Source organism: Pedobacter chitinilyticus (genome assembly GCF_003313385.1).
GTDB lineage: Bacteria > Bacteroidota > Bacteroidia > Sphingobacteriales > Sphingobacteriaceae > Pedobacter > Pedobacter chitinilyticus.
This window is the reverse complement of the sequence record NZ_QMHN01000005.1, coordinates 1-21,997: the sequence shown is the minus strand read 5'-3', so window position 1 is coordinate 21,997 and position 21,997 is coordinate 1. Positions and strand designations below refer to the sequence as shown.

The following is a 21,997-nucleotide window of genomic DNA, read 5'->3' as shown; positions in this document are numbered from 1 at the left end:
TATCTTTTATACTTTTTGATGAGCGACGGCTATCTGTTTAGCTCAAAAGACCTTATCTTTAGCCTTCATCCGTATCGCTAATGATCGCCAAAACATTCCTTAGTTTATTCTCGACACTCTACTTCTTTAATTGCTTGGCGCAAACGGATACCGTAAGCATCAATAGTCATTTAAAAAACATTACTAAAACACCAGCTTACCGCAATCATCAAAATATAGTGCAATTAAATATCATTGCCGACTATATCAAAAGCAATTTCTTAAAATATAGCGACAGTGTTTCTTTTCAGGAATATGAAGTTGATGGGAAAATATATAAAAACGTGATCTGCTCGTTTGGCGCAGAGAATAAATCTCGGATTATTGTAGGGGCACATTATGATGTTTGTGGTGATCAAGAGGGCGCCGACGACAATGCGAGTGGCGTGGTGGCGCTGTTAGAATTGGCTCAACAGTTATCCAAGCAAAAACTGAACAAGCGAATTGATTTAGTTGCCTACACTTTAGAAGAGCCTCCATATTTTAGAACGGAATACATGGGCAGTTATATTCATGCTAAATACCTTTCGGATCATAAAATTGAGGTGTTTGGAATGTTATCAATAGAAATGATCGGCTTTTTTAGTGATGAAAAGAAAAGCCAAAATTATCCCTTGGGTATTTTATCATGGTTTTATGGCAACAAAGGGGATTACATTACCTTAGTGAATAAGTTTGGGAAAGGAAAGTTTGCCCGACAGTTCAGCAAACGATTTAAACAGAGTAAAACTATAAAGACTAAAAAATTTACTGCTCCTAAAGCCTTGCCTGGCATAGACTTTTCTGACCATTTAAATTATTGGAATTTTGGTTACAGCGCAATGATGATTACCGACACTTCGTTTTATAGGAATAAGAACTACCATCAAAAAACAGACACCATAGCAACATTGGATATTCATAGGATGGCAAAAGTAATCGATGGTATTTTTTTAGCTTTGCTTAAATTAAATCAATAGTCATGGACAAAAAGCGTTTAAAAAAATATATTTCCAATGGTATTTTCATTGCCATCTTAGCTTTGGTGCTTTTTGTCCCGTCGGCCAAGGCGCTTTTAATACAAGGCTTAATGCAGGTGGGAATCTTTAATCCTGATGTACCTTCAGCAAAAAACACGGCTCAACTTACACTCGATTTAAAATTTAAAGACCAAAATGGCAAGGTCGTCTCTTTGAATGATTTAAAAGGCAAAGTGGTATTCCTTAATTTTTGGGCAACTTGGTGTCCCCCTTGCTTAGCAGAGATGCCATCCATTAATAAACTTTACGAACAAAATAAAGCGAACGAGGATGTGGTTTTCATTATGCTTGATGCAGATAGCAATTTTGAAAAAGCAAACGGCTACATGAAAAGAAAGAGTTATCAGATGCCTGTTTACCAAATGGCTAGCAGTGTGCCAGAGCAAATATTTGCAGGCTCGCTACCTACTACGGTCGTTTTTGATAAACAGGGACAATTATCTTTTCAGCATATAGGCCCAGCCAATTATAACAGTCAGAAGTTTACAGATTTTATAGAGAAATTGCGAAAAAGCGATCAGTAGTTTACTTAAGTTTTCAAGGAAATACCTTATTTATTCTGCAGCAATTCCATATAATCAACCCTATCCATCATTTCTGCACCCATACTTAACAAATGATCATTAGGCAGCTGGCAATCTATTAGCTTGAATTCAAATTGTTGACACAGATAAATCAGCGCCACTTTAGAGGCATTACTTACAAGACTGAACATGCTCTCGCCGCAAAATACTTCCCCTATCCCAACACCATATAAACCACCAACCAATTGATTATTTTGCCAAACCTCGATACTGTGTGCCCAACCTAACCGATGTAAATTGAGGTAGGCTTCCTGCATTTCATTAGTAATCCACGTACCAGGCTGATCTTTACGAGGTGTTTTAGCACAATTGGCAATCACCAAATCAAAAGCTTTATTGGCAGTCACTTCAAAAGAATTGCTCCTAAGGAGTTGCCTCATACTTTTACTGACTTTCGCCTTTTCGGGATAAATTACACAGCGTTGATGCGGCGAATACCAGAGAATCGGATCTCCTTCACTAAACCATGGAAAAATACCGTTTTGATAGGCTAAAATTAACCTTTCAGGACTTAAGTCGCCTCCAACTGCCAATAATCCATCCTCATCGGCCAATTCAGGATTAGGAAAAACAATTTCATCGGGAGGCAAGCTGAAAACCATATTCAAAAATAAACAATAGTTGCACAACTTGCCTCAAAAGGGCTATTCTACCTTGGAAAAAACAAGCAACAAAGTCTCATTTTGATACAAGAATAATTTACTTCCCGAAACTTTTCCTGCCGTAACCTTTTCCAAATCAGCGTAGTACTTTTTCTCAGCATCACCTACGGGCTCACAATACATTTGAGTTCCAAATATTTTACTGAACTGTATCGCATTACCATTAATTACGGCATTGCCGCCATAAGTGTTACAGAAAGACTTTCCACCTATCTTATTTCCCCCAGTAATATTTAAAGTGGCTTTGGCAGTAGTTGGCAGCGTTTTGCCTGGCCATTTTGCAAGCTCCCATTTGGTATCTTCTTGTTTGATCAAGCTGAGGTCTTTTGTACATGCCTGTAGTGTAAAAACTACAAAAAATGCCATCATTAATTTTTTCATTATACGTTTATTTAGTTAATCAAACCTATTTTTTTAGAATGCACAATGGCTTCTTCGCTATGTTCAAAAAGACAGGTTTTTATATTATTTTCCTCTAATTTATTCAATATTTCTTGCGTTTGGAATAGCTTAGATTTTCTCACATTTCTAATATAAACGGCAACCATATTTTCGCCGTATTTTTCGGCAATTTTAGCATAAATTTCTGGATCTTGTTGTGAGTTATCACCTAAAAAAATAAACTTCTGCTTGGGAAAGGCATCAATGATCCGCATGATCCTAAAGAGTTTTCCCTCATGCCCAGTCTTGCCTGTTTTTAATAAATCCTTCCATCGCTTGAGCTGATTTAAAAGAAAAGTTCCTTCGGGGAAACCGTTAAAGCGGAAAGTCTCCACCAAATAGTCGTATAAATTCCACTCACTACTAGATACATAGAAAAAAGGATTAGGCTGTTCTACCTTGGTGTGTGCCTCGGCCAATAGTTCATAATGATATCTGGTAGATTGAAAAGTTTTTCGAGTTCGCGGATTTCTAAGCAGCAGTTCTCTCAACCGCTTGGCAATCGTTTTGGAATGCGAGACCATTACCGTGTCGTCAATATCCGAAATAAAAGCATATTGTGTGATATGAGGCACATAAATTGACCCGCTTGAGTGAGCAATTTCATTTCCTCCTTCATCATAGGCCGCCACTTCGACCGTGTGCCAGCCTGCCTCTACCTCGTCCTTCGCCTCCCATTCTATTTTAAAGAAGCCGTCGTAGGCTGTTTTAGCACTAATCTGTTGCCCTCTAAAGCTAAGTTTTACAGTCGCAAAAGGATAAGGTTTTAAAACGAAAAGCTTAAACACATGCATTAAGTTTACAAAGAAGCCATTTCTAAACTTTTGTTCGGCCTTTGCTCTAAACTTGAAAACATGACCATAAACCACCAAATTATGGGTATGGCCATAACCATGATAGATTTTAACTTGAGCGGATTTTTTTGCCATATTATTTAAAACAGAGTAGACCTATTGTTGTTTTTATAACATTATTATTGAGATGACCTATAAAAACAAAAAACAACGATTACTCTTTGTGGTGAACCAAGGTTCTGGAAACAGAGATGAAAGTCTTAGCGAAAAGATTATCAATCACTTCGCGGACAGTGAAACAAGTATAGAAATATTTGAGCTCCCCCGCAAATGCGATATCGAACAAATTAAAAAAGCAATTGCAAAAGCGAAAGCTGATCGAGTAGTTGCCGTGGGAGGTGATGGCACCTTGAAATTGGTAGCGGAATGCCTACTGAATACCGAAACTCCAATTGGTATTATCCCTGCAGGTTCTGCCAACGGCATGGCAAAAGATCTAGACATTCCTCTAGATATTGAGGAAGCCCTAGAAGTTGCTGCTTATGGAACTCCCAAAAAAATTCATGCCACCCTTGTTAATGACGAACTATGCATCCATTTATCAGACATTGGGTTCAACGCTTATTTGGTAAAGAAATTTGACGAGCTTCCTACCAGAGGAATGCTGACCTACGCAAAATCTGCTTGGCATGCATTCTGGAACCACAAAAAAATGCAGGTGCAATTTAAAGTTGGTAAACGCGAGATTAAAACCAGCGCAGCAATGGTGGTTATTGCCAATGCCACTAAGTATGGTACTGGCTTCGAAATCAACCCAGATGGCAAATTAGATGATGATGTATTTGAGGTGATCCTCATTAAGGAATATGCGGTAATGGAAATTTTGAAGATATGGATCAGTAAGTTGCCTTGGAATCCTAAAAAAATAGAAAGTTTTCAGGCCTCAGAAGTAAAAATAAGCACCAAATATCAGGCTCATTTTCAAGTTGACGGCGAATATATGGGCAAAACCAATAAAGTTGAAGCCAAAATACTCCCAAATGCCATCAATATCATTATGCCTTAACGGTATCGTAATGCGCTTTAATGGTCAGGTATAGCCGAATAAATTCTCCTACATAACAAACCTTCAATAAAATAGGAAACCACTTGTCATCGTAGTTGCTGAAAGCTTCGGGCAGCAACGTGATAAAACCAAGGCTCAACACCCAAAGATAAAGCCTAAAAGGAAATTGAATATAATAGCTAATGAAACCAATCTTTTTTTGGAAGAATAAACCGTAGGCGCCCACAGCAACCAAGAGATACATAGGAAACATCAAAATGCTCTGCACCTTGTCTGAAAGCAATGTTAGTTTAGCGAAATTGTTAACGATGGAAACCAATTGCATGGTCATAAACGCTAATGAAAACAGGTCTAGAAAGGCAAAGGCACGAAAAAGTATACGCATGTTTATTTACAATATTTGGCAAGCAATTTATCTGCTTTTTTAGAGCCCATATATTTTACAAACTTAAAATCTTCGCAGGCGCTTTGCAAATCACTTTGATTTATTTTTTTCTCCGCAATCGCTATTTTTCTGTTGATAAAATGATCGTCTATTCCAACTTCTTCTTTAAGTGCTATAATTTTCTCTTCTTCTATAAAATTTTCAATACCCTGCTCTATATTGCGATAAAAGTTGGCGATTTTATTGATCGACTGCAATTCATCCTTATAACGATTAATGGCCAGTCCAACACTGCCTGGATTAATATTTTCACAGCCGTAATCCTGTAAAGAAAATTTCATGGGTGAACGGATTAAAAAGGTGGTATCGTAACCCACAGGGATTTGCCATTTACCACTGCTAAGTTTGATTAAACGAAGTGCTTCAGCATCCAAATCGGCACCAATACCTTTGGTTATCGTAGCGTAAGTAACTTTCCCTGCTTTGTCAAGTTTAAAGCCAACCTCAATCGTGCCTTGGATACAGTTATCAAGCGCAAACATCGGATAAATAGTGTTGGATTTCACAAAGGATTCCAAACCATTCTTGATCGTAGGTTGCTGGGCTTTTGCACTAAACACAACGCTTAACATAAAAATGAAAATCAATCGGCGCATTCTTAAATTTACGAAATTAAAACCTTAAAACACAGCGTTCAACTTTAATGTTACCGCATGTTAAGCTTTGAAAACATAAACGTAGTTATAAAGAAAATGTGATAGCGCTCCAAAATTTACGAACAAATGCCAAAGCTCATGGCTATGCAAATATTTATATAGCGGCTTATCTTTGGTATAGTAATAAGTGCCACCGATATAAAAAACACCGCCCAAGAAAAGCCAAAAAAGTCCCATGGCAGGTACATTTTCTACCATCTTAGCAATAAAAGGAATGATCAAACATCCCATGGCAATGTACAAGCCCGTAGAAACCGCTTTGTTTTTTAATCGATTGAAAATTTTAAGTAGGCAGCCCAATATCGCAATTAGCCATACCAGTCCAAAAAGTAGCCATCGCATCCAGCCATCAAAAATAATTAAGGCTGTAGGCGTAAACGAGCCTGCAATCATCAAATAGATACAGCAATGATCAAACTTTTGCCAAAAGCGAATACCGTATGGTGTTTTAGGCACACTGTGATAAGTAGCGCTTACGCTGAACAACAAAAATATACCGCCACCATATACCAGTGCTGCAATGTTTTCGTAGGTAGTTGAGGATTTCTCCAGCAACAGATACATCCCTGGTAAAGCCAGTAAGGCAGGTAAAAAATGGGTGATGAAATTTCCAGGTTCACGGATATATTTGTTCATTTTTAACAGAACTTAATCTTCGCCTTCTTGGTTATCGTTGTCTTTACGTTCCTTTGCAATTTTATCAAAAATCTGATCCATCCTCTCTACATATTCGTTGGTATCATCCACAAAGAAAGACAAGGTAGGGATCACCCTCGCCTGGTGGCGAATGCGAGAACCCAATTTATATCTGATTTCGCCAGCATGAGAATTCACAGTAGCTACAGATAAATTTGTATTATTTGTATTAAAAAAACTAAGGTAAACCTTCGCTACCGCCAAATCAGGCGACACACGAACCTTAGTGATGGTTACCAATGTGTTGGGTAAATAAGCAGCTCCTTCTCGTTGAAAAATTGCTGCCAATTCTTCTTGTAATAATCCTGCAAACTTCTTTTGTCTGTTACTTTCCATAATTTTAAAATTACCAATTCTCAATATTCAATGCTCAAACACTATCAAAAATCCTTAAGCATTTGCTATAGGTTTAAGATTGCTTCCCCGAAGAATCGGGATAGATTGTACCCAGCCATGACGGCGTACGATCTAATACAACAACTTATCGTAAGGATAGCGTGTGGTGTGAATATCTTTTACTTTTCCATATAACAATGCTTTCAATTCCTCAACGTTTTCTTTTTGCGTAGCAGAAATAAAAATTGCTGGAGCATTATGGTGTGCCATCCACGTATTTTTAAGATCGGCAAGGGTTACTGGTTCCTTTTGTTCATCAACGTCCACCAATTGATCTTGTTCTGGAGGGACATAAGCATCAATTTTATTGAAAACCATGATCGTATCCTTATCTCTAGCACCCAGGTCTTTCAAGGTTTCGTTTACTGTATCAATTTGATCTTCAAAATTTGGATGTGAAATATCCACCACGTGTACCAAAATATCTGCTTCACGCACTTCATCTAAAGTAGATTTGAAACATTCTACCAAGTGATGTGGAAGTTTTCTGATAAACCCTACGGTATCCGATAATAAAAATGGTAGGTTGTCAATTACTACTTTTCTTACAGTGGTATCCAGCGTAGCAAATAGCTTATTTTCTGCAAACACTTCCGATTTAGAAAGCATGTTCATCATGGTTGACTTACCCACGTTGGTGTAACCCACCAAGGCTACACGAATCAATTGCCCACGGTTTTTGCGTTGGGTTTCGTTTTGTCGGTCAATCAGCTTCAAACGCTCTTTCAACAAGGTAATTTTTTCCAAAATCATCCTTCTATCGCTCTCAATCTGGCTCTCCCCTGGACCACGCATCCCAATACCACCTTTTTGGCGCTCCAAGTGGGTCCACATGCGGGTTAAGCGAGGCAACAAATATTGTAATTGCGCCAGCTCCACTTGGGTTTTAGCTTGAGCAGTTTGTGCTCTTCCTGCAAAAATATCTAGGATAAGGTTACTTCTGTCCAATATCTTCACCTTCAACTCACGCTCAATGTTACGCAGTTGCGATGGTGAAAGTTCATCGTCAAACACCACCAAGTCTATTTCTTCAGCCTTTACATAAGTTTGTATTTCTTCCAGCTTTCCTGTGCCTACAAAGGTTGCCCTATCAGGCTTTTGCATGCGTTGCGTAAATACGTTTTCTACCACTCCACCTGCCGTATTTACCAAAAAAGCCAATTCATCCAAGTATTCCTTTGTCTGTTCTGCTTTTTCTCCTGGTAAGGCTACCCCTACCAAAACCGCCCGTTCTTGCTTGGGCGCTGTGTCATAAAATTTCTGTTTTCCCATTGAATAATTGCAAAGATACGAAATCTATTCCCGTTTAATTTAAAGATAACAACGTGTAGGCGATAGTGTTTAAACAAGAAGCGCCACCCTAAATGGATAGCGCTTCTTATATTCTTTTTAATGTTTGGCTATTTAGTAACCATATATACGGTTGTCGCACTTAAATATTGACCAGAAGACGTATTTTCTTTTACTACTACACCATCTATTAAAATCTGTACTTTTAAAGTTCCAGTAGCATCTGTAGCAGTTGCGTTAGCACCTAAAGATATTGCCTGTACATCTGCATTAACGGTTAATTTAGTGCTCCAAGTATTACCGCTCAAACTAGTTAATGTAGTTGCTTCACCTTGTACATTTGAATGTACAACTGTGCTGATACTTGCATTAGAAGAAGCAGTTACTTTAAATTCTACATTACGCGGACCGTTATTCTTGTCATCATCTTTTGAACAAGAGAAAAGAGCAGTTAAAACAACTAAACAAAATGAAAGAGCTAATAATTTTCTAAATTTTTCCATGATTAATATAAATTAGGTTACACATATAAGAGCAACCGTAAAATCAAACTTTGTGCCAGTAGTGTCATATTTCCTTTACAAAAGAGAATATAAAGTTTTCCACTTATCGTCTGTTTTGACTTTTTATCTGACTTAATTATGATAATTTTAGCGCTATAATTTATGACGATGAACCAGCACTTATCACACATCTCTAACGCACTAAGCATCAACAGCAAGCAAGTTAACGCAACACTAAATCTCTTAGAAGAAGGGGCTACTGTTCCATTCATCTCGCGCTATCGAAAGGAGCTTACAGGCAGCTTAGACGAAGTTCAAATTGCAGAAATTAGAGATTTGGCCCAACAGTTAAAAGAGCTTGATAAGCGAAGGGATGCTATTTTAAAATCGCTAACAGAATTAGGAAAGTTAACACCAGAATTGGAAAAACAGCTAAATGCTGCACAAACACTGACTATTTTAGAGGACATTTACTTGCCCTACAAACCTAAACGCAAAACACGTGCGTCTATCGCTAGAGAAAAAGGGCTAGAACCTTTAGCCTTACGCCTATTAGCACAAAGTAGAATTGATGTAGATGAAGAAGCTGCAACTTACATAGATGCTGAAAAAGGTGTTGGCAATGCCGAAGAGGCTTTAGCTGGTGCTAGGGATATTATTGCAGAAATCATTAATGAGGATACTGATGCTCGCACGAAAATGCGCAAGTATTTCGAACAAAAATCAACTTACAAAAGTACAGTCGCTAAAGGCAAAGAAACCGAAGCCATTAAATATAAAGACTACTTTGAGTGGGAGGAAAGCGCTAAAAATGCACCATCACACCGCGTTCTAGCCATGCTAAGAGGCGAAGACGAGGGGCTGTTAAAATTAGATGTACTTCCTCCCGATGAAGAAGCGATTGAAATATTAGAACGTCAGTTCATCACTGGAAACAATAGTGCGAGCAAGCAAGTGGAATTAGCCCTATACGACGGCTATAAACGATTACTTCGCCCTGCGATGGAAACCGAATTGAGAGCAGCAATTAAACAAAAAGCTGATGAAGAAGCCATCCGTGTTTTCGCAGCCAATGCCAGACAATTGTTAATGGCCGCTCCTTTAGGACAAAAAAATGTGATGGCTATCGACCCTGGTTTTAGAACAGGCTGCAAAGTGGTTTGCTTAGACAGACAAGGGAATTTATTAGAAAATACCACCATCTATCCGCATACTGGACAAGGAAATATTAAGGATGCGGAGTGGAAAGTTAATCAGCTTTGCGAAAAACATGATATTGAAGCCATTGCCATTGGAAATGGAACAGCAGGTAGAGAAACCGAAACCTTTATTCGTGGATTAAAACTCGACAAGGTAACCTTGGTGATGGTGAACGAAAGTGGTGCATCTATTTATTCAGCTTCGCCATTGGCCAGAGAAGAATTTCCAGATCATGATGTAACCGTTCGCGGTGCGGTGTCCATTGGCCGACGTTTGATGGACCCTTTGGCTGAGCTGGTAAAAATAGATCCCAAATCAATTGGTGTGGGGCAATACCAACATGATGTTGACCAAAGCAAATTGCAACAAAGTTTGGACGATACGGTAATGAGCTGTGTGAATGCTGTAGGTGTTGAATTGAATACCGCTTCAAAACAGTTGTTAGCTTATGTTTCTGGTTTAGGCGAAAGCTTGGCGCAGAATATTGTTAATTATCGCAGTAAAAATGGTGCCTTTAAAAATCGTGAAAGCTTGAAAAAAGTTCCTCGATTGGGAGATAAAGCCTTTGAACAAGCTGCTGGTTTCTTACGCATACGCAATGCCGAGCAACCTTTGGATAGCAGTGGTGTTCACCCTGAGCGTTATGAATTGGTGAGCAAAATGGCCGCTGATCTCGGCGTTTCCGTAGAAAAACTGATTGCCGATACCCATCTTCAAAAACAAATCAGCCTACAGAAATATGTAAGCACAGAAGTAGGTTTGCCTACCTTACAAGACATCCTTAAAGAATTAGCTAAGCCTGGCCGTGATCCTCGCGAACAATTTGAAGCATTCAGTTTTGCCGATGGTGTAAACAGCATTACGGATTTGAGAAAAGGGATGAAGCTAAAAGGAATTGTTACCAACATCACCAATTTTGGTGCATTTGTAGATATAGGTGTGCATCAGGATGGCTTGGTACATACCAGTCAATTAGCCAATAGGTTCGTAGCCAATCCTAACGAAGTGGTGAAGGTGAGCCAAGTGGTTCAGGTTACCGTAACTGAAGTAGATGTAGATCGCAAGCGAATTTCTTTATCAATGAAAGAGGAAATTGGCGGCAGCAAAGAACAAGCAACAAAGCGCAAGGAAGGGAACCAGAAAGAGAATTGGAATAAAGGTGATGGTCAAAAACGTAACGACCAACATCGAAAACCATTTAACCAACATCAACCTAAAAAAGAAAAAGAAGTGGATGGCGATTTGCAGGAAAAGCTGGCCAAACTAAAAGGGATGTTCAAATAAGCAACTTATAGTGTCCAAAAGGCTACCTATACTTTTGGACACTCCTTTACAACGAAGCGGTTTTCATCCACTCAAACCAGTCACCAACTTCAAAAGTGTAAGCTAACTTATCGGCTACATTAACCGAGTTTATTTTTTTCGAAGACAATAGTTCCTCTTTAAATATTGGTTTTTCCATTCCCGAAGCCTCGCATAAGGCGGTATAAAATTCATTTCTGGTAGGATGCTGGGGCATTACCGCATGATAAATTCCTCCAAAGGCTTTCGTTTTTAACAACTGTAAGCAAATGCCAATGCAATCCTGCAGTGCAATTAAATTAACAGGAGCTTTTCCGTTAGGCACTTCATTTCGTCCTGCAAAAAATTTTCCTAAATTTCTGCTAGGACCAATTAATCCCGCAAAGCGGATGATGGTTGTTACAAACTTATTATTCTCTCTGAACACTTCTTCTGCAGCTAACAACGCTTTACCAGCTTCAGTATCTGGTTGCGGAGTAGTGTTTTCATCCACTTCAAAATTACCATCCTCAAAAATACCTGTCGAGCTAATAAACACCACTTGTTTCACTTTTCCTTCGGCTGCTTGAACCACCGCCTTCAACTTTTCAGGATAGGTTGAAACGTCTTCAGATTTAGCTCGAGGCGGCACATTCACAAACAGTACATCCACCTTAAAAAACGCCGCAGGTAATTCACCAGTACCATTCAAATTAATCTGATAAGGCACAATGCCCAGTTCTTCCAATGCTCTCAACTTATCTGCATTCGTGGTTGATCCCTTCACTTTGTAGCCCGATTGTAGCAAAGCCTTAGCAAAAGGCAAACCAAACCATCCACACCCTAAAATTCCGACTGTTTTATTTTCCATTTGTTTGCAAAATAACATAATTCTAAGCAGCCATAATCATCAAAGATTTATTCTGTAATTTTAGGCTGCAACTCTAACAAAATATAAAAAAGATGAAATCATCAATTAAACTCGTTTTAGTACTTTTTGTACTGGTTGTCTTGGGCGAAAACCTTAAGGCTCAAGGCTTAAAAATGCCTCAACCCAGCACACCACAAACCATTTCACAAGATTTTGGTTTAGGCAAAATCAGTGTAAGCTATTCACGTCCAAATGTTAAAGGCCGTAAAATATTTGGTGCCTTGGAACCTTATGATAAAGTTTGGCGCACTGGAGCAAACTCTGCTACCGTAGTTAAATTTACCGATGCTATTAAAGTTGAAGGTAAAGACCTTCCTGCTGGCGAATACGCTTTATTCACCATCCCTGGAAAAACAGAATGGACCATTATCTTTAACAAAGGAACTAAAGAATGGGGTGCATATACTTATAGTGAAGCCAACGATGTTTTACGTGTTAAGGTAAAACCTGTTGCACTAAAAGAAAAAGTAGAAACCTTTACCATTCAGTTCGCCGATGTATATGATGCTTCGGCAAAAATGCAATTATCATGGGAAAACACCTTGGTAAATGTTAACCTTAGCACTGATGTTGACCAAAGAGTAATGGCCAATATTGCTGAAGCGATGAAAGGCGACAAAAAACCTTATTTCCAATCGGCAATTTACTACTACAGCAACGGAAAGGATTTAAAAACTGCTTTGGAGTGGATGAACGAAGCTGAAAAACAAATGACTGATGCCCCTTGGGTAAAACTTTGGAAAGGCAGAGTGCAATTGAAGATGGGCGACAAAGCTGGTGCGGCTAAAACAGCCCAAGAAGGTATTGAAATTGCTACTAAAATCAAAAACGACGAGTACATTCGTTTAAACACCCAATTATTGGAACAAACCAAAAGGTAATATTTAGTCGTCATTTCGACCGACTGTAAGGAGTGGAGAAATCTTTTAAATAAGGTTTCTCCATTTTTTTTGAATAACTTTTCTAGAGGAATTCTTATTCCTTTTTTTGTAAAGCAATGCCTTTACTATTATCAAACTTCCGTCCCGCTTTCACTCATAGTCCTCGCCTTCGTAAACTCAGGGCTGCGGGCTAATCCGTTCAATCGGGTTTAAAAAACCAAAACTTGATGCTCTTCTCCTAGCTCCTATTTCTTAGCGTTTATTATTTGACCGCAGAGATTTTTGAAGAACTCGCAAAGGAACGCAAAGAAGAGGAATGCTTAAACGGTTGCTTCTATTTCTATGGCTTTTTCCTTTATCAACTTTTGGAATAAATAAGCGAAAATTACCACGCCTAAACAGCCAACTACGTTCAACCATAAGTACGCAACCACTTCCTGAAATCCCAAGACACAAACTATCGCTTCGGCTAAAATAGCGGCATAAAAAACGGCTTTGCTTCCTACACGCTTGAGATAAAAAGCTACTAAAAACACACCCAAAATAGTCCCGTAAATAAAGGAACCTAAAATGTTCACCGCTTCTATCAAATTACCAATTTTACTGGTAAACAACGCCATAATGATACATACCACACCCCACAAAATGGTTGCCCATCTCGAAGCGTTTACGTACTGTCCATCATTGCCACTTTTGTTAATTAGGCGTTTGTAGATGTCAACCACTGTAGTAGATGCCAAAGAGTTTAAAGCACTGGCAGTTGAGCCCATTGAGGCCAAGAAAATAATCGCAATCAACAAACCAATCAATCCCTTTGGCAGGTACTCGGTAACAAAGCTCAAGAAGATATAGTTATTGTCATTCGTAGCCGCATCAGCATCGTTCTTTAACATTAAGGTTTTCAATTCTTCCCTAATCGTTTTGCCCTCCTCATCATATTGCTTTACCAGCGTACGTTGTTGGTTAATCAAAGCTTGGTTATTGGCAGACAAAGCCACATCCAATTTTTCCACTTCTTGCTTCTTTTTTTCAAAAAGTTGGTCATGCTTTAATTGGATATTCGCCAATTCGGCCTTGTGTTCGCTACGCTCAAGTTTATGTAATTCGTAACTATTAAAAAACAACGGTGCTTTATTGTACTGATAAAATGTAAATACCAAAATACCAATCAATAGAATTAGAAACTGCATTGGAATTTTAACCAAACCGTTCATCAACAATCCCAATCGACTTTGCCCAACTGACGAGCCTGTTAAATACCTCCCAACCTGACTTTGATCGGTTCCGAAATACGATAACTGCAAAAAGAAGCCGCCAATAATCCCGCTCCAAACATTGTAGGGATTGGTCCAGCTAAAATCGAAATCAATGGCATTGGTCCGTCCCATTTTTCCGGCAATATCGATGGCCTTACCAAAGCCTACACTTTCAGGCAACAGATGTACCACCATCACTCCAGCTGCAAACAGACCACAAAAGATAATGGTCATTTGTAGCAACTGTGTGTACGAAACGGCTTTTGTTCCCCCAAAAACAGTGTAAAAAATTACCAAGCCCCCCATAAATAAAGTGGTATAGGTTACATTGATATTTAGGATGGTGGAAAGAATAATTGCTGGTGCATAAATGGTAATCCCCGTAGATAACCCCCGTTGTATCAGAAACAGAAATGCGGTGAGCGCCCTGGTTTTGAAGTCAAAGCGCTGCTCCAAAAATTCATATGCAGTGTACACTTTCAGCCTGTGAAAAATAGGCACAAAAGTAATACACAACACAATCATGGCTAAGGGCAAGCCAAAATAGAACTGCACAAAACTCATTCCTGAGGAATAAGCTAAACCTGGCGCCGATAAAAAAGTAATCGCACTTGCTTGGGTGGCCATCACCGAAAGGCAAACGGTATACCATGGCATACTTTGACCGCCCAACAAATAGGCATCCATGCTTCTGGTACCACGACTTTTATAAACACCGTAACCTACAATCCCCAATAGGGTAATGAGCAAAACTGCCCAATCTAAATTACTCATTGGAAATATTTAGTAAAAGCGTAAAACAAAGCGATGAGTAATACGAGCCAAAATAGTAGTAGGTAATAAAACTGTTTCCAGCTTTTTACAAATGGTGGTAGTTCCTTTGGATCTTCTTGCATAGTTGTTTTTTTTGTATGGATAGCTTTGCATTAAATACAGCGTCATTTCGAACGCATGTGAGAAATCTATTTTTGAGATTATTCGCTTTGCTCAGAGTAAAAAATCACAGTGGCTTGGCCAACAAATTCGCAAATAGACGATAAGCTCCCGAAACCCCTGCTGGCAATTGTCTGAAAAACGACAAAGAAGTATAAACGAACTTCCCTTTGCCATAATCCGCAATCAAAAGCGAGCCATCACTGGCTGCTTCGCCAGTATCGCTCATCCTTAAAACAGTTTCATATTTAGGGTCGATATCTTCTGCAAAATAAAGTCCTCGTTCCTGTACCCAACCCTCAAAATCTTTACTGGTAATTTTGTTAGGATAATTAAGGGCAGCGTGAGCAGGTTTAGTAAAGGTAATTGCCGCATCTTCCTCTGTCACTCGCTTATTCACTAACCTAAAAGGATATGGTCCAAAAGTGCTCGACTTTAATCCGTTGTTCACATTGTACTGCTCCAACAAAACCCCACCATTTTTCACATAGTCCATCAACTTCGAGTAGATGTTTTTCGCCTCTTCATTTACGTTAAAAAACCTTACTCCAGTAACAATCGCATCATAAGCAGAAAGGTCATTTAGCAATACTTGCGAAGGGGTCAAATGCACCACCTGATAGCCCACTTGCTGTAATGCGTTGGCCACTAAATCTCCCGCACCATCAATATAAGCAATACGTTTTCCTGCAATTTTCAAATCGGCCACTTCCAGTTTAGCGGTAGCTTCTGGGAACAAGTTGATATTGGGGATATGATCGTAACGAATGGTTTTGAAGCCCTTGCTTTCTGTTTGTCCATTGGTTTTTACCTGCAAGCGAAGTGTCGCTGCAGTCGACCCCGCACCTGGAGTAACTTGAAATACCGCTAACTGCGCATCGCCTTTTTGGGAAAACTTAAAATCGATTTTCTCAGGGCTGGCTTTCCATCCGCTAGGCAAAATAGGGATCAGCTCTCCACTCACATTTTTGGTAAAACTTTTCAGATTTACTTCAATGGTTTTTGGCTGTTTGTTCACAAACAAATAGGCCTGATCGCTCAAGCTAGCGGTTACTTGCGGCGCAATCACCAATGGTTGGTAAAGTTCTCCTTTTATGGGATCGGCAGATTTATACAGAATAGGTAAGTTAAGCTCAATCAGTTCATCATTGATGCTAAACATCGCTTTTACCGTTAAGCTTGAAGGGTTTTCAGGATAACCAATTTCTTCCTGCCTATCTATCACATAATAGCCAATAGGATGCTCTTTTTTGAGATAATAAGGCTGGGTAATATCTAATGGATTGGCTTTAACGCCATATCTGCTAGATGATAAACGATTTTCCTGCAAATCAATTTCTTTGCCGTTGATGCTTGCCCTTACTTTTAATGGTGCAGAAGCTCTATAAATAGCATTTACTGTCACCGCAATAGAATCGCCCACCGCATAACTTGCTTCTGGAACCACGGCTTCGGCCCATAAACCAGCACAAGCGGCAATCATTTCGTCTAACAAGGGCTGGTTAAAACCCTGCTCTTTCACTGCAAGCTTTTTTAGTTTCAGCAGATCTGGTAAAGATGCCGCTGGTTGGTTAAGCTGATATTGCTGTTGTATTTTAGCTAGAAGACTGATCACTTCTTTATTGCTCAGGCCAATATTAATCCCGTCAAACAATGAAGTTTTTGCAGGCTCGCCAGCGGTGTGGCTAAAATATTCAAAAGCCTCGCCACGTTGCAAAGCCGAACCAAAGCCCTGGCTTTTATGATTGGTACGACTAATGGCTGCAATTTCTCCGTAGTTTTTGCCCAAAAGCGGGTTATAAACACCTACATTGATCTTCAATTGATCTGGGGCAGTGGTATTATTCCCACCAAAATTATATGTATTCCATAAAATGCGTTTTGCTTGCCACACCGTTACGCCTTTTTTCAATTGCTCGGGAAATTGTTTAGGATCTGCAGCAGCTACAAAAGCTTCTCTAGCGATAATTGCTGACGCGGCATGATGACCGTGACCAGCCCGAGCATCTTCAGGGAAACGGGTAATGATCACATCAGGTCTAAACTTTCTGATGATCCAAACTGCATCTGCCAAAATCTGTTCCTTACCCCAAATCTTAAAAGTCTCTGCTGAAGTTTTAGAAAAGCCAAAATCATTTGCTCGACTAAAAAACTGTCCTGCACCATCAATGTTTCGAGCGGCCAGTAGTTCCTGCGTTCTAATCTGACCCAAAAGCTCGGCTTGTTCATTTCCGATAAGGTTTTGCCCCCCATCTCCTCGGGTCAACGATAAATAAGCGGTCCTTACTTTGGCTTCTTTTGCCAAATAGGCCAACAATCTGGTATTTTCATCGTCGGGGTGAGCGGCAATATAAAGTACGCTGCCTTTGATAGACAGGGTAGCAATGCCTTGTGCAATTTCTGCAGCATTTAGAGCATTTGGCTGTTGCACTTGTGCCTTTAAAAAGCATGGCAATAGCATAGCAGCAAGAAAAAATCTCCTGATGTTCATTCTGTATTGGTTGTATGGCTAAAATAGTTAAATTTTGCTAAAGCCTTTTGAAATGGAACATTGTTTGCAGAACTTATATCATATTTTTACAAGCCGCAGATGCAAGTTTATTTTTTACTCAAATCACCATCTAAATGAGGTTTAATGAAGCAAATGATCAAAGTACCCTTGCACTACGACTACTTTAAACTACACACATAGATGAAAAATTTATTTTTAGCTTGTCTTATTATCCTGAGTTTAGGATCATGCGGCATTAACAAACAAGCCCAACAGATTAAAGCGCTTGAAAAATGCGACTACCGCATTACCGATGCCACAGATATTACCATTGCAGGAACGGATGTGAGGAAGCTAATAGATGGCAAATCTGTAAATACGCTTAGTATTCCTGGCATTGCGCTGGGCATGCTTAGAAAAGATATCCCATTAAGGGCAAAACTCAATTTAGAAATCAGCAATCCAACGAATAACTTGGCGGCTATTAATGATTTCGATTATATTGTTTTGATCAATCGTCAAGAAGTTTTCACTGGTTCAGTTAACCAAAGCGTAAATATTGGTGCTGGGCAAACCACCCGAGTTCCTGTACAAGTAAACGCCAACATTTATAAATTTTTAACAGATAACAAAATGTTGAACGATATAGGGACATTTATTGGGGGAGCCACCAACGGCTCTGAGAAAAAGGGATTAGTTACCTTGAAAATCAGACCATCTATTAAAGTAGCTGGCGGGCTGGTTAAATATCCAGGCTATATCACCATAGATAAGGAAGTAAGCAGCAAAATATTGCTGTAGTGCGTTTCTACTAAGATTTTTTCCTTCATACAAACCCTTGAGGATCAGTAATGAATTGAGGCAAAAGTTTCAATTCAAAAACTAAGTTATTAGTTTGATGCAACATTATCTTTTTTGTTGCGTCTACTGACTAAACCTCAACAAATGAAGAAAACCATACTATTATTTACGCTGATCTTTAGTTTTCACTTATCTTTTGCACAAAAAGGCAGTGTAACGGGCACTTTGTTAGATAGTTTAAATAAAAAGACGACCCTTAACTTCGCTACCATTTCTATCTTTAAAGGTGCCGATACCGTTTTGCTCTCTTATAAACTTTCTGACGACAAGGGTGTATTCAAGATCAACAATCTCGAAATTGGAACTAGGTACCGTTTAGTCATCAATGCATGGATGTATAATATCCACCGCCGAGAAGTCACTTTAACTGCCGCTCAACCTAATTTAAGTTTGGGCAATATCTATCTTACCGAAAAAACCAACAACCTCAATGAAGTAGTCATTCAATCCGAAAGACCTCCTATTGTAGTAAGGAAAGATACCATTGAATTTAATGCCGAGTCTTTTAAAACGCTACCAAGTGCTGTGGTAGAAGACCTTTTGAAAAAGCTCCCAGGCGTTTCTATAGATGGTGATGGTGGAATAATGGTAAATGGCAAACCAGTCAGCAAAATTCTAGTAGATGGCAAGGAGTTTTTTGGTGGCGACCAACAAATTGCGACGAAAAATCTTCCAGCCAATATTATCGACAAAGTTCAGTTAACTGATGATCCAGAAGCTAAACGCAGGGATCCAGATATTGTAGCGGGCAACGTTCCCCAAATCATCAACCTTAAACTTAAAAGAGCTATCAAAAGCGGGGCATTTGGAAAACTTTATGCTGGCGGTGGCCCCAACAAGCTTTATGAAGCTGGCGGAATCATGAACTTTTTTAGAGATACCACCCAAGTGAGTGTCTTAGGTTACAGCAATAATGCCAACAAACCTGGTTTTAGCATTGGTGATGTGATGCGTATCGGTGGATTTTCTCGATCAGGTGTAAACTCTACCATGATTAATTCAGATGGTGGATTTTCACTGAACGGCATTTCCTTTGGCGGCGCCATGAACGGAGGTGTACAAACGTCGTCTGGAGCAGGAGCCAACTTTAATACCCTTACCAAAAAAGGAGTTAAAATTAATGCTAAGTATTTCTTGGGTTATGCCAAAACATTCAATGAGCAAACTACTGACGTTGAGCAAAACCTTGGCAACAACTTTATATATACCAATTCAAAATCTTTACAGTACAGCAGAAACTACAGCCATAATATAGGTGCGAGAATAGAAGCCAAATTAGATAGCCTTACCAAGCTAACCATAGAACCTGCAGTTTCCATTGGTTTACCAAGAAACACTGGCGACTTGAGCACTTCTACCTTTAATACCAGCCGAGATTTGATCAACGATGGTAAAAATGCATCACGACTAACAGGTAGAAACACAGACTACGGTCTTTCTGCCAGCCTTTGGAAAGACTTTAAAAAAGTTGGCCGCTCTTTAAATATCTCGGTGAATATCTCACAGCGTAAAAACCTTAGCGACAACTATAACGTTGTGCTTAATAATTTTTACAACCCCACATCAACTAACTCGTTTGATCAATGGAGAGATAATGATATTGACAATTTTAACTTGAATTTAAATGCAAATTACAGTGAGCCAATCTCTAAAGCATTAAGTTTAAACATTGCCACCAGTAGTAATTATTTAGACAATGAAAATGCTTTGGCTACCTTCTTACGCAACCCAAGTAATCAGGCTTATGATATTGCCGTTCCTAACCTTACAGAAACAGTAATGCAAAGTGGTTTTAAAACCAACAACAGGGTAAGTTTACGTTGGAAAGTTAACAAGGATTTAAATATTCAACCTGGTTTTGTGTTCAACACCATCGACCTAGAGAATAAGTTCACCAAACATAATGGTTTTGGCCAGCATTTCACTTTTTTTGCACCGCAGTTAAACATCAGATATAAAAGCTTAAATTTCAGTTACTCTCCATCATTCAGAGAACCTGATGTAAGATATATCCAACCCGTAGCCAACAATACTAACCCATTATTTGTCCAAAACGGAAATCCAAACTTGAAGCCATCTAAAACGCATCAGGTAAACCTAAACATGTATAAATACGATACTCAAAGAGCGCTTAGCTATAATATTTACTTAGGTGGAAGCGTTCAAAACGATGGTGTAATTATGCAAAGAACCATTGACGATGCTCAATCACCTACCCCTGGAAAGCAAACCACTACACCTGTTAACGAAGACGGTATCTGGCAATTCCACAGTAACGGTAACATCACCAAAGATTTTAAGGGTACAAAGAGACAATTCACCATCAGCGCTGGCTATTGGGGCAACTACAATAAAAGTTATGTAATAGTAAATGGGGTAAGAAGCGAAAGTAAATTGATTAACGGCGGTCCAAGGATTGGTGGAAGAATTAATTTGAATGATAAATTGGAGTTTGGCGAAACCTATAGCTTTGGTTTCAACAAAAGCTTTTATGAAGATCCTTTCTACAACAACCTAAACTATTACAATCATGGCAGTGATACGGAACTGATTTTGCGTTGGCCTAAAAAAGTGGTTTGGGAAACCAATTACCGTTGGCAGTACAACACGCAATCCATAACGGAAGTAGATAATAAAATGGCATTCTGGAATGCAGCTGTTACCTTTTTATTCTTAAAAAATGACCGACTGCAATTAAAATGCAGCTTCAATGATATTCTAAATACCAATAATAGACGATACGTTTACATCACAGAAAACACCGCAAGAGATTTGCGTGTAAACAATATTGGTAGGCACGGGCTGTTTACCCTCACTTACAACATCCAAAACTTTGGAGGTAAAGTTGGCGGCAAAGAGACCTTGTTTAGGTTCTAATAATAGTTAATTTAAAACAATAAGGCCGTGGATGCGGCCTTTGTTTTTTTATCTACTTTAAAGATTATGTGAAGTCCCGAAATACATTGGCTATTTCCTGATTTCATATTATATAAAAGACCTTGGATAACCTACGCGTATTCAAGGTCTTTTTATATGTTTTTATTCTCTCAAGCCAAAATTTCGCTTCAGTATGTCGTTGATACATTATTCGGCAGCTTCACTTCATATAGATATCTTCCTTATCCGTAATTGGTTGGACAAGGAGGCCTAAACCCAGTAACCATGTATTAATAGTGGCAATCCGATATTTATGTTCAGAACTGACTTCTCTATATCTACGATGAAAGGCTATAACACTCTTTATCTCGCAGTCATTGTTTCTGATTCATGGTAATGGTACTTGTTGCTTGGATTCCCTTAAGACATAGGATTCAAACTGTGAATCCTATGTAGAGGTGCCCTAGCATATAGGAGGCATAAAAATTAACAAAGAACGGATATTGACATTTGTATTTCCCAACCAGGGATCTTAAGGAGGCCCTTACAGTTTTAGGGAGCTGAATTAACTGTGCACCGGTCCTTGGAGCAACGGACCTGTGCAGGTCCCAAATTGACTTTGTTTGTATTTAAAAAGTAATGTCCACAAAAAAGCCCCCCGACATTTCTGAAGGGGGGCGTTTAGGGATAGGCAC

The 21,997-nt window shown here is 39.1% G+C and carries 19 protein-coding genes; 7 read left to right on the top strand and 12 right to left on the bottom strand.

The window, feature by feature from the left end; translation table 11 throughout:
* Positions 1 to 80 precede the first annotated feature (80 nt).
* The gene (locus DUT70_RS15045) at positions 81 to 998 is read left to right on the top strand and encodes a M28 family peptidase (RefSeq protein WP_113648193.1); all 918 of its coding nucleotides are present in this window, start codon (positions 81 to 83) and stop codon (positions 996 to 998) included.
* Positions 999 to 1,000: 2 nt separating this feature from the next.
* The gene (locus DUT70_RS15040) at positions 1,001 to 1,582 is read left to right on the top strand and encodes a TlpA family protein disulfide reductase (protein WP_113648192.1); all 582 of its coding nucleotides are present in this window, start codon (positions 1,001 to 1,003) and stop codon (positions 1,580 to 1,582) included.
* Between the two features lie 26 nt (positions 1,583 to 1,608).
* On the opposite strand, the gene aat is transcribed toward DUT70_RS15040, so the two are convergent.
* From aat to DUT70_RS15025, 3 genes are read right to left on the bottom strand one after another with little or no spacing between them, the layout of a single operon-like run.
* Positions 1,609 to 2,244 carry a leucyl/phenylalanyl-tRNA--protein transferase gene (gene aat / locus DUT70_RS15035; RefSeq protein WP_113648191.1) on the bottom strand — a complete coding sequence of 212 codons (636 nt, stop codon included), beginning with the start codon at positions 2,242 to 2,244 and terminating at the stop codon, positions 1,609 to 1,611.
* A gap of 42 nt (positions 2,245 to 2,286) precedes the next feature.
* The gene (locus DUT70_RS15030; RefSeq protein WP_113648190.1) at positions 2,287 to 2,685 is read right to left on the bottom strand and encodes an META domain-containing protein; all 399 of its coding nucleotides are present in this window, start codon (positions 2,683 to 2,685) and stop codon (positions 2,287 to 2,289) included.
* Positions 2,686 to 2,696: 11 nt separating this feature from the next.
* Positions 2,697 to 3,674, bottom strand: a complete 978-nt coding sequence (locus tag DUT70_RS15025; protein ID WP_113648189.1) for an App1 family protein — start codon at positions 3,672 to 3,674, stop codon at positions 2,697 to 2,699.
* A gap of 52 nt (positions 3,675 to 3,726) precedes the next feature.
* Between DUT70_RS15025 and DUT70_RS15020 the strand changes: the two genes are divergently transcribed.
* Positions 3,727 to 4,605, top strand: a complete 879-nt coding sequence (locus tag DUT70_RS15020) for a diacylglycerol/lipid kinase family protein (RefSeq protein WP_113648188.1) — start codon at positions 3,727 to 3,729, stop codon at positions 4,603 to 4,605.
* Here the strand turns inward: DUT70_RS15020 and DUT70_RS15015 are convergent.
* The 6 genes from DUT70_RS15015 to DUT70_RS14990 form a co-directional block, all read right to left on the bottom strand.
* On the bottom strand, positions 4,595 to 4,990 hold the full coding sequence (locus tag DUT70_RS15015) for a hypothetical protein (RefSeq protein WP_128353374.1): 396 nt from the start codon (positions 4,988 to 4,990) through the stop codon (positions 4,595 to 4,597). The genes DUT70_RS15020 and DUT70_RS15015 overlap by 11 nt on opposite strands.
* 2 nt (positions 4,991 to 4,992) lie before the next feature.
* Positions 4,993 to 5,646, bottom strand: coding sequence for a TonB family protein (locus tag DUT70_RS15010; RefSeq protein ID WP_113648186.1), 654 nt, complete (start codon positions 5,644 to 5,646; stop codon positions 4,993 to 4,995).
* Positions 5,647 to 5,706: 60 nt separating this feature from the next.
* Positions 5,707 to 6,342, bottom strand: a complete 636-nt coding sequence (gene trhA / locus DUT70_RS15005) for a PAQR family membrane homeostasis protein TrhA (RefSeq protein WP_113648185.1) — start codon at positions 6,340 to 6,342, stop codon at positions 5,707 to 5,709.
* 12 nt (positions 6,343 to 6,354) lie between these two features.
* Complete coding sequence (rbfA, locus tag DUT70_RS15000; RefSeq protein ID WP_113648184.1) at positions 6,355 to 6,738, bottom strand: 30S ribosome-binding factor RbfA; 384 nt, start codon at positions 6,736 to 6,738, stop codon at positions 6,355 to 6,357.
* Between the two features lie 132 nt (positions 6,739 to 6,870).
* A complete protein-coding gene (gene hflX, locus DUT70_RS14995; protein WP_113648183.1) occupies positions 6,871 to 8,070 on the bottom strand; it encodes a GTPase HflX in 1,200 nt (399 codons plus the stop codon).
* Positions 8,071 to 8,198: 128 nt separating this feature from the next.
* Positions 8,199 to 8,591 (bottom strand): hypothetical protein, encoded by a 393-nt coding sequence (locus DUT70_RS14990; RefSeq protein WP_113648182.1) that lies wholly within the window; start codon positions 8,589 to 8,591, stop codon positions 8,199 to 8,201.
* Positions 8,592 to 8,759: 168 nt separating this feature from the next.
* On the opposite strand from DUT70_RS14990, the gene DUT70_RS14985 reads away from it, so the two are divergent.
* Positions 8,760 to 11,075 (top strand): Tex family protein, encoded by a 2,316-nt coding sequence (locus DUT70_RS14985; protein WP_205529811.1) that lies wholly within the window; start codon positions 8,760 to 8,762, stop codon positions 11,073 to 11,075.
* A 46-nt stretch (positions 11,076 to 11,121) separates the two neighbouring features.
* Here the strand turns inward: DUT70_RS14985 and DUT70_RS14980 are convergent, their stop codons facing one another.
* A complete protein-coding gene (locus DUT70_RS14980) occupies positions 11,122 to 11,943 on the bottom strand; it encodes an SDR family oxidoreductase (RefSeq protein ID WP_162926637.1) in 822 nt (273 codons plus the stop codon).
* A gap of 92 nt (positions 11,944 to 12,035) precedes the next feature.
* Between DUT70_RS14980 and DUT70_RS14975 the strand changes: the two genes are divergently transcribed.
* Positions 12,036 to 12,884 carry a DUF2911 domain-containing protein gene (locus tag DUT70_RS14975; RefSeq protein WP_113648179.1) on the top strand — a complete coding sequence of 283 codons (849 nt, stop codon included), beginning with the start codon at positions 12,036 to 12,038 and terminating at the stop codon, positions 12,882 to 12,884.
* Between the two features lie 320 nt (positions 12,885 to 13,204).
* On the opposite strand, the gene DUT70_RS14970 is transcribed toward DUT70_RS14975, so the two are convergent.
* Together DUT70_RS14970 and DUT70_RS14965 are read right to left on the bottom strand one after the other, a co-directional pair.
* Positions 13,205 to 14,914, bottom strand: a complete 1,710-nt coding sequence (locus DUT70_RS14970) for a sodium:solute symporter (RefSeq protein ID WP_113648178.1) — start codon at positions 14,912 to 14,914, stop codon at positions 13,205 to 13,207.
* A gap of 226 nt (positions 14,915 to 15,140) precedes the next feature.
* Positions 15,141 to 17,564, bottom strand: coding sequence for a PIG-L family deacetylase (locus tag DUT70_RS14965; RefSeq protein WP_113648177.1), 2,424 nt, complete (start codon positions 17,562 to 17,564; stop codon positions 15,141 to 15,143).
* A 201-nt stretch (positions 17,565 to 17,765) separates the two neighbouring features.
* Here DUT70_RS14965 and DUT70_RS14960 point away from each other — a divergent pair, with 201 nt between their 5' ends.
* Positions 17,766 to 18,365 (top strand): hypothetical protein, encoded by a 600-nt coding sequence (locus tag DUT70_RS14960; protein WP_113648176.1) that lies wholly within the window; start codon positions 17,766 to 17,768, stop codon positions 18,363 to 18,365.
* A 144-nt stretch (positions 18,366 to 18,509) separates the two neighbouring features.
* Entirely contained in the window at positions 18,510 to 21,302 is a 2,793-nt protein-coding gene (locus tag DUT70_RS14955; protein WP_113648175.1) for an outer membrane beta-barrel protein, read from the top strand.
* Positions 21,303 to 21,997 lie beyond the last annotated feature (695 nt).

Coding starts and splice junctions, on each gene's coding strand:
- DUT70_RS15025 (WP_113648189.1), bottom strand. CDS start 3,674: ATGGCAAAAAAATCCGCTCAAGTTAAAATCTATCATGGTTATGGCCAT.
- DUT70_RS15015 (WP_128353374.1), bottom strand. CDS start 4,990: ATGCGTATACTTTTTCGTGCCTTTGCCTTTCTAGACCTGTTTTCATTA.
- DUT70_RS14970 (WP_113648178.1), bottom strand. CDS start 14,914: ATGAGTAATTTAGATTGGGCAGTTTTGCTCATTACCCTATTGGGGATT.
- DUT70_RS15030 (WP_113648190.1), bottom strand. CDS start 2,685: ATGAAAAAATTAATGATGGCATTTTTTGTAGTTTTTACACTACAGGCA.
- rbfA (WP_113648184.1), bottom strand. CDS start 6,738: ATGGAAAGTAACAGACAAAAGAAGTTTGCAGGATTATTACAAGAAGAA.
- DUT70_RS15010 (WP_113648186.1), bottom strand. CDS start 5,646: ATGCGCCGATTGATTTTCATTTTTATGTTAAGCGTTGTGTTTAGTGCA.
- aat (WP_113648191.1), bottom strand. CDS start 2,244: ATGGTTTTCAGCTTGCCTCCCGATGAAATTGTTTTTCCTAATCCTGAA.
- DUT70_RS14960 (WP_113648176.1), top strand. CDS start 17,766: ATGAAAAATTTATTTTTAGCTTGTCTTATTATCCTGAGTTTAGGATCA.
- DUT70_RS14980 (WP_162926637.1), bottom strand. CDS start 11,943: ATGGAAAATAAAACAGTCGGAATTTTAGGGTGTGGATGGTTTGGTTTG.
- DUT70_RS14955 (WP_113648175.1), top strand. CDS start 18,510: ATGAAGAAAACCATACTATTATTTACGCTGATCTTTAGTTTTCACTTA.
- DUT70_RS14990 (WP_113648182.1), bottom strand. CDS start 8,591: ATGGAAAAATTTAGAAAATTATTAGCTCTTTCATTTTGTTTAGTTGTT.
- trhA (WP_113648185.1), bottom strand. CDS start 6,342: ATGAACAAATATATCCGTGAACCTGGAAATTTCATCACCCATTTTTTA.
- hflX (WP_113648183.1), bottom strand. CDS start 8,070: ATGGGAAAACAGAAATTTTATGACACAGCGCCCAAGCAAGAACGGGCG.
- DUT70_RS15040 (WP_113648192.1), top strand. CDS start 1,001: ATGGACAAAAAGCGTTTAAAAAAATATATTTCCAATGGTATTTTCATT.
- DUT70_RS15020 (WP_113648188.1), top strand. CDS start 3,727: ATGACCTATAAAAACAAAAAACAACGATTACTCTTTGTGGTGAACCAA.
- DUT70_RS14975 (WP_113648179.1), top strand. CDS start 12,036: ATGAAATCATCAATTAAACTCGTTTTAGTACTTTTTGTACTGGTTGTC.
- DUT70_RS15045 (WP_113648193.1), top strand. CDS start 81: ATGATCGCCAAAACATTCCTTAGTTTATTCTCGACACTCTACTTCTTT.
- DUT70_RS14965 (WP_113648177.1), bottom strand. CDS start 17,564: ATGAACATCAGGAGATTTTTTCTTGCTGCTATGCTATTGCCATGCTTT.
- DUT70_RS14985 (WP_205529811.1), top strand. CDS start 8,760: ATGAACCAGCACTTATCACACATCTCTAACGCACTAAGCATCAACAGC.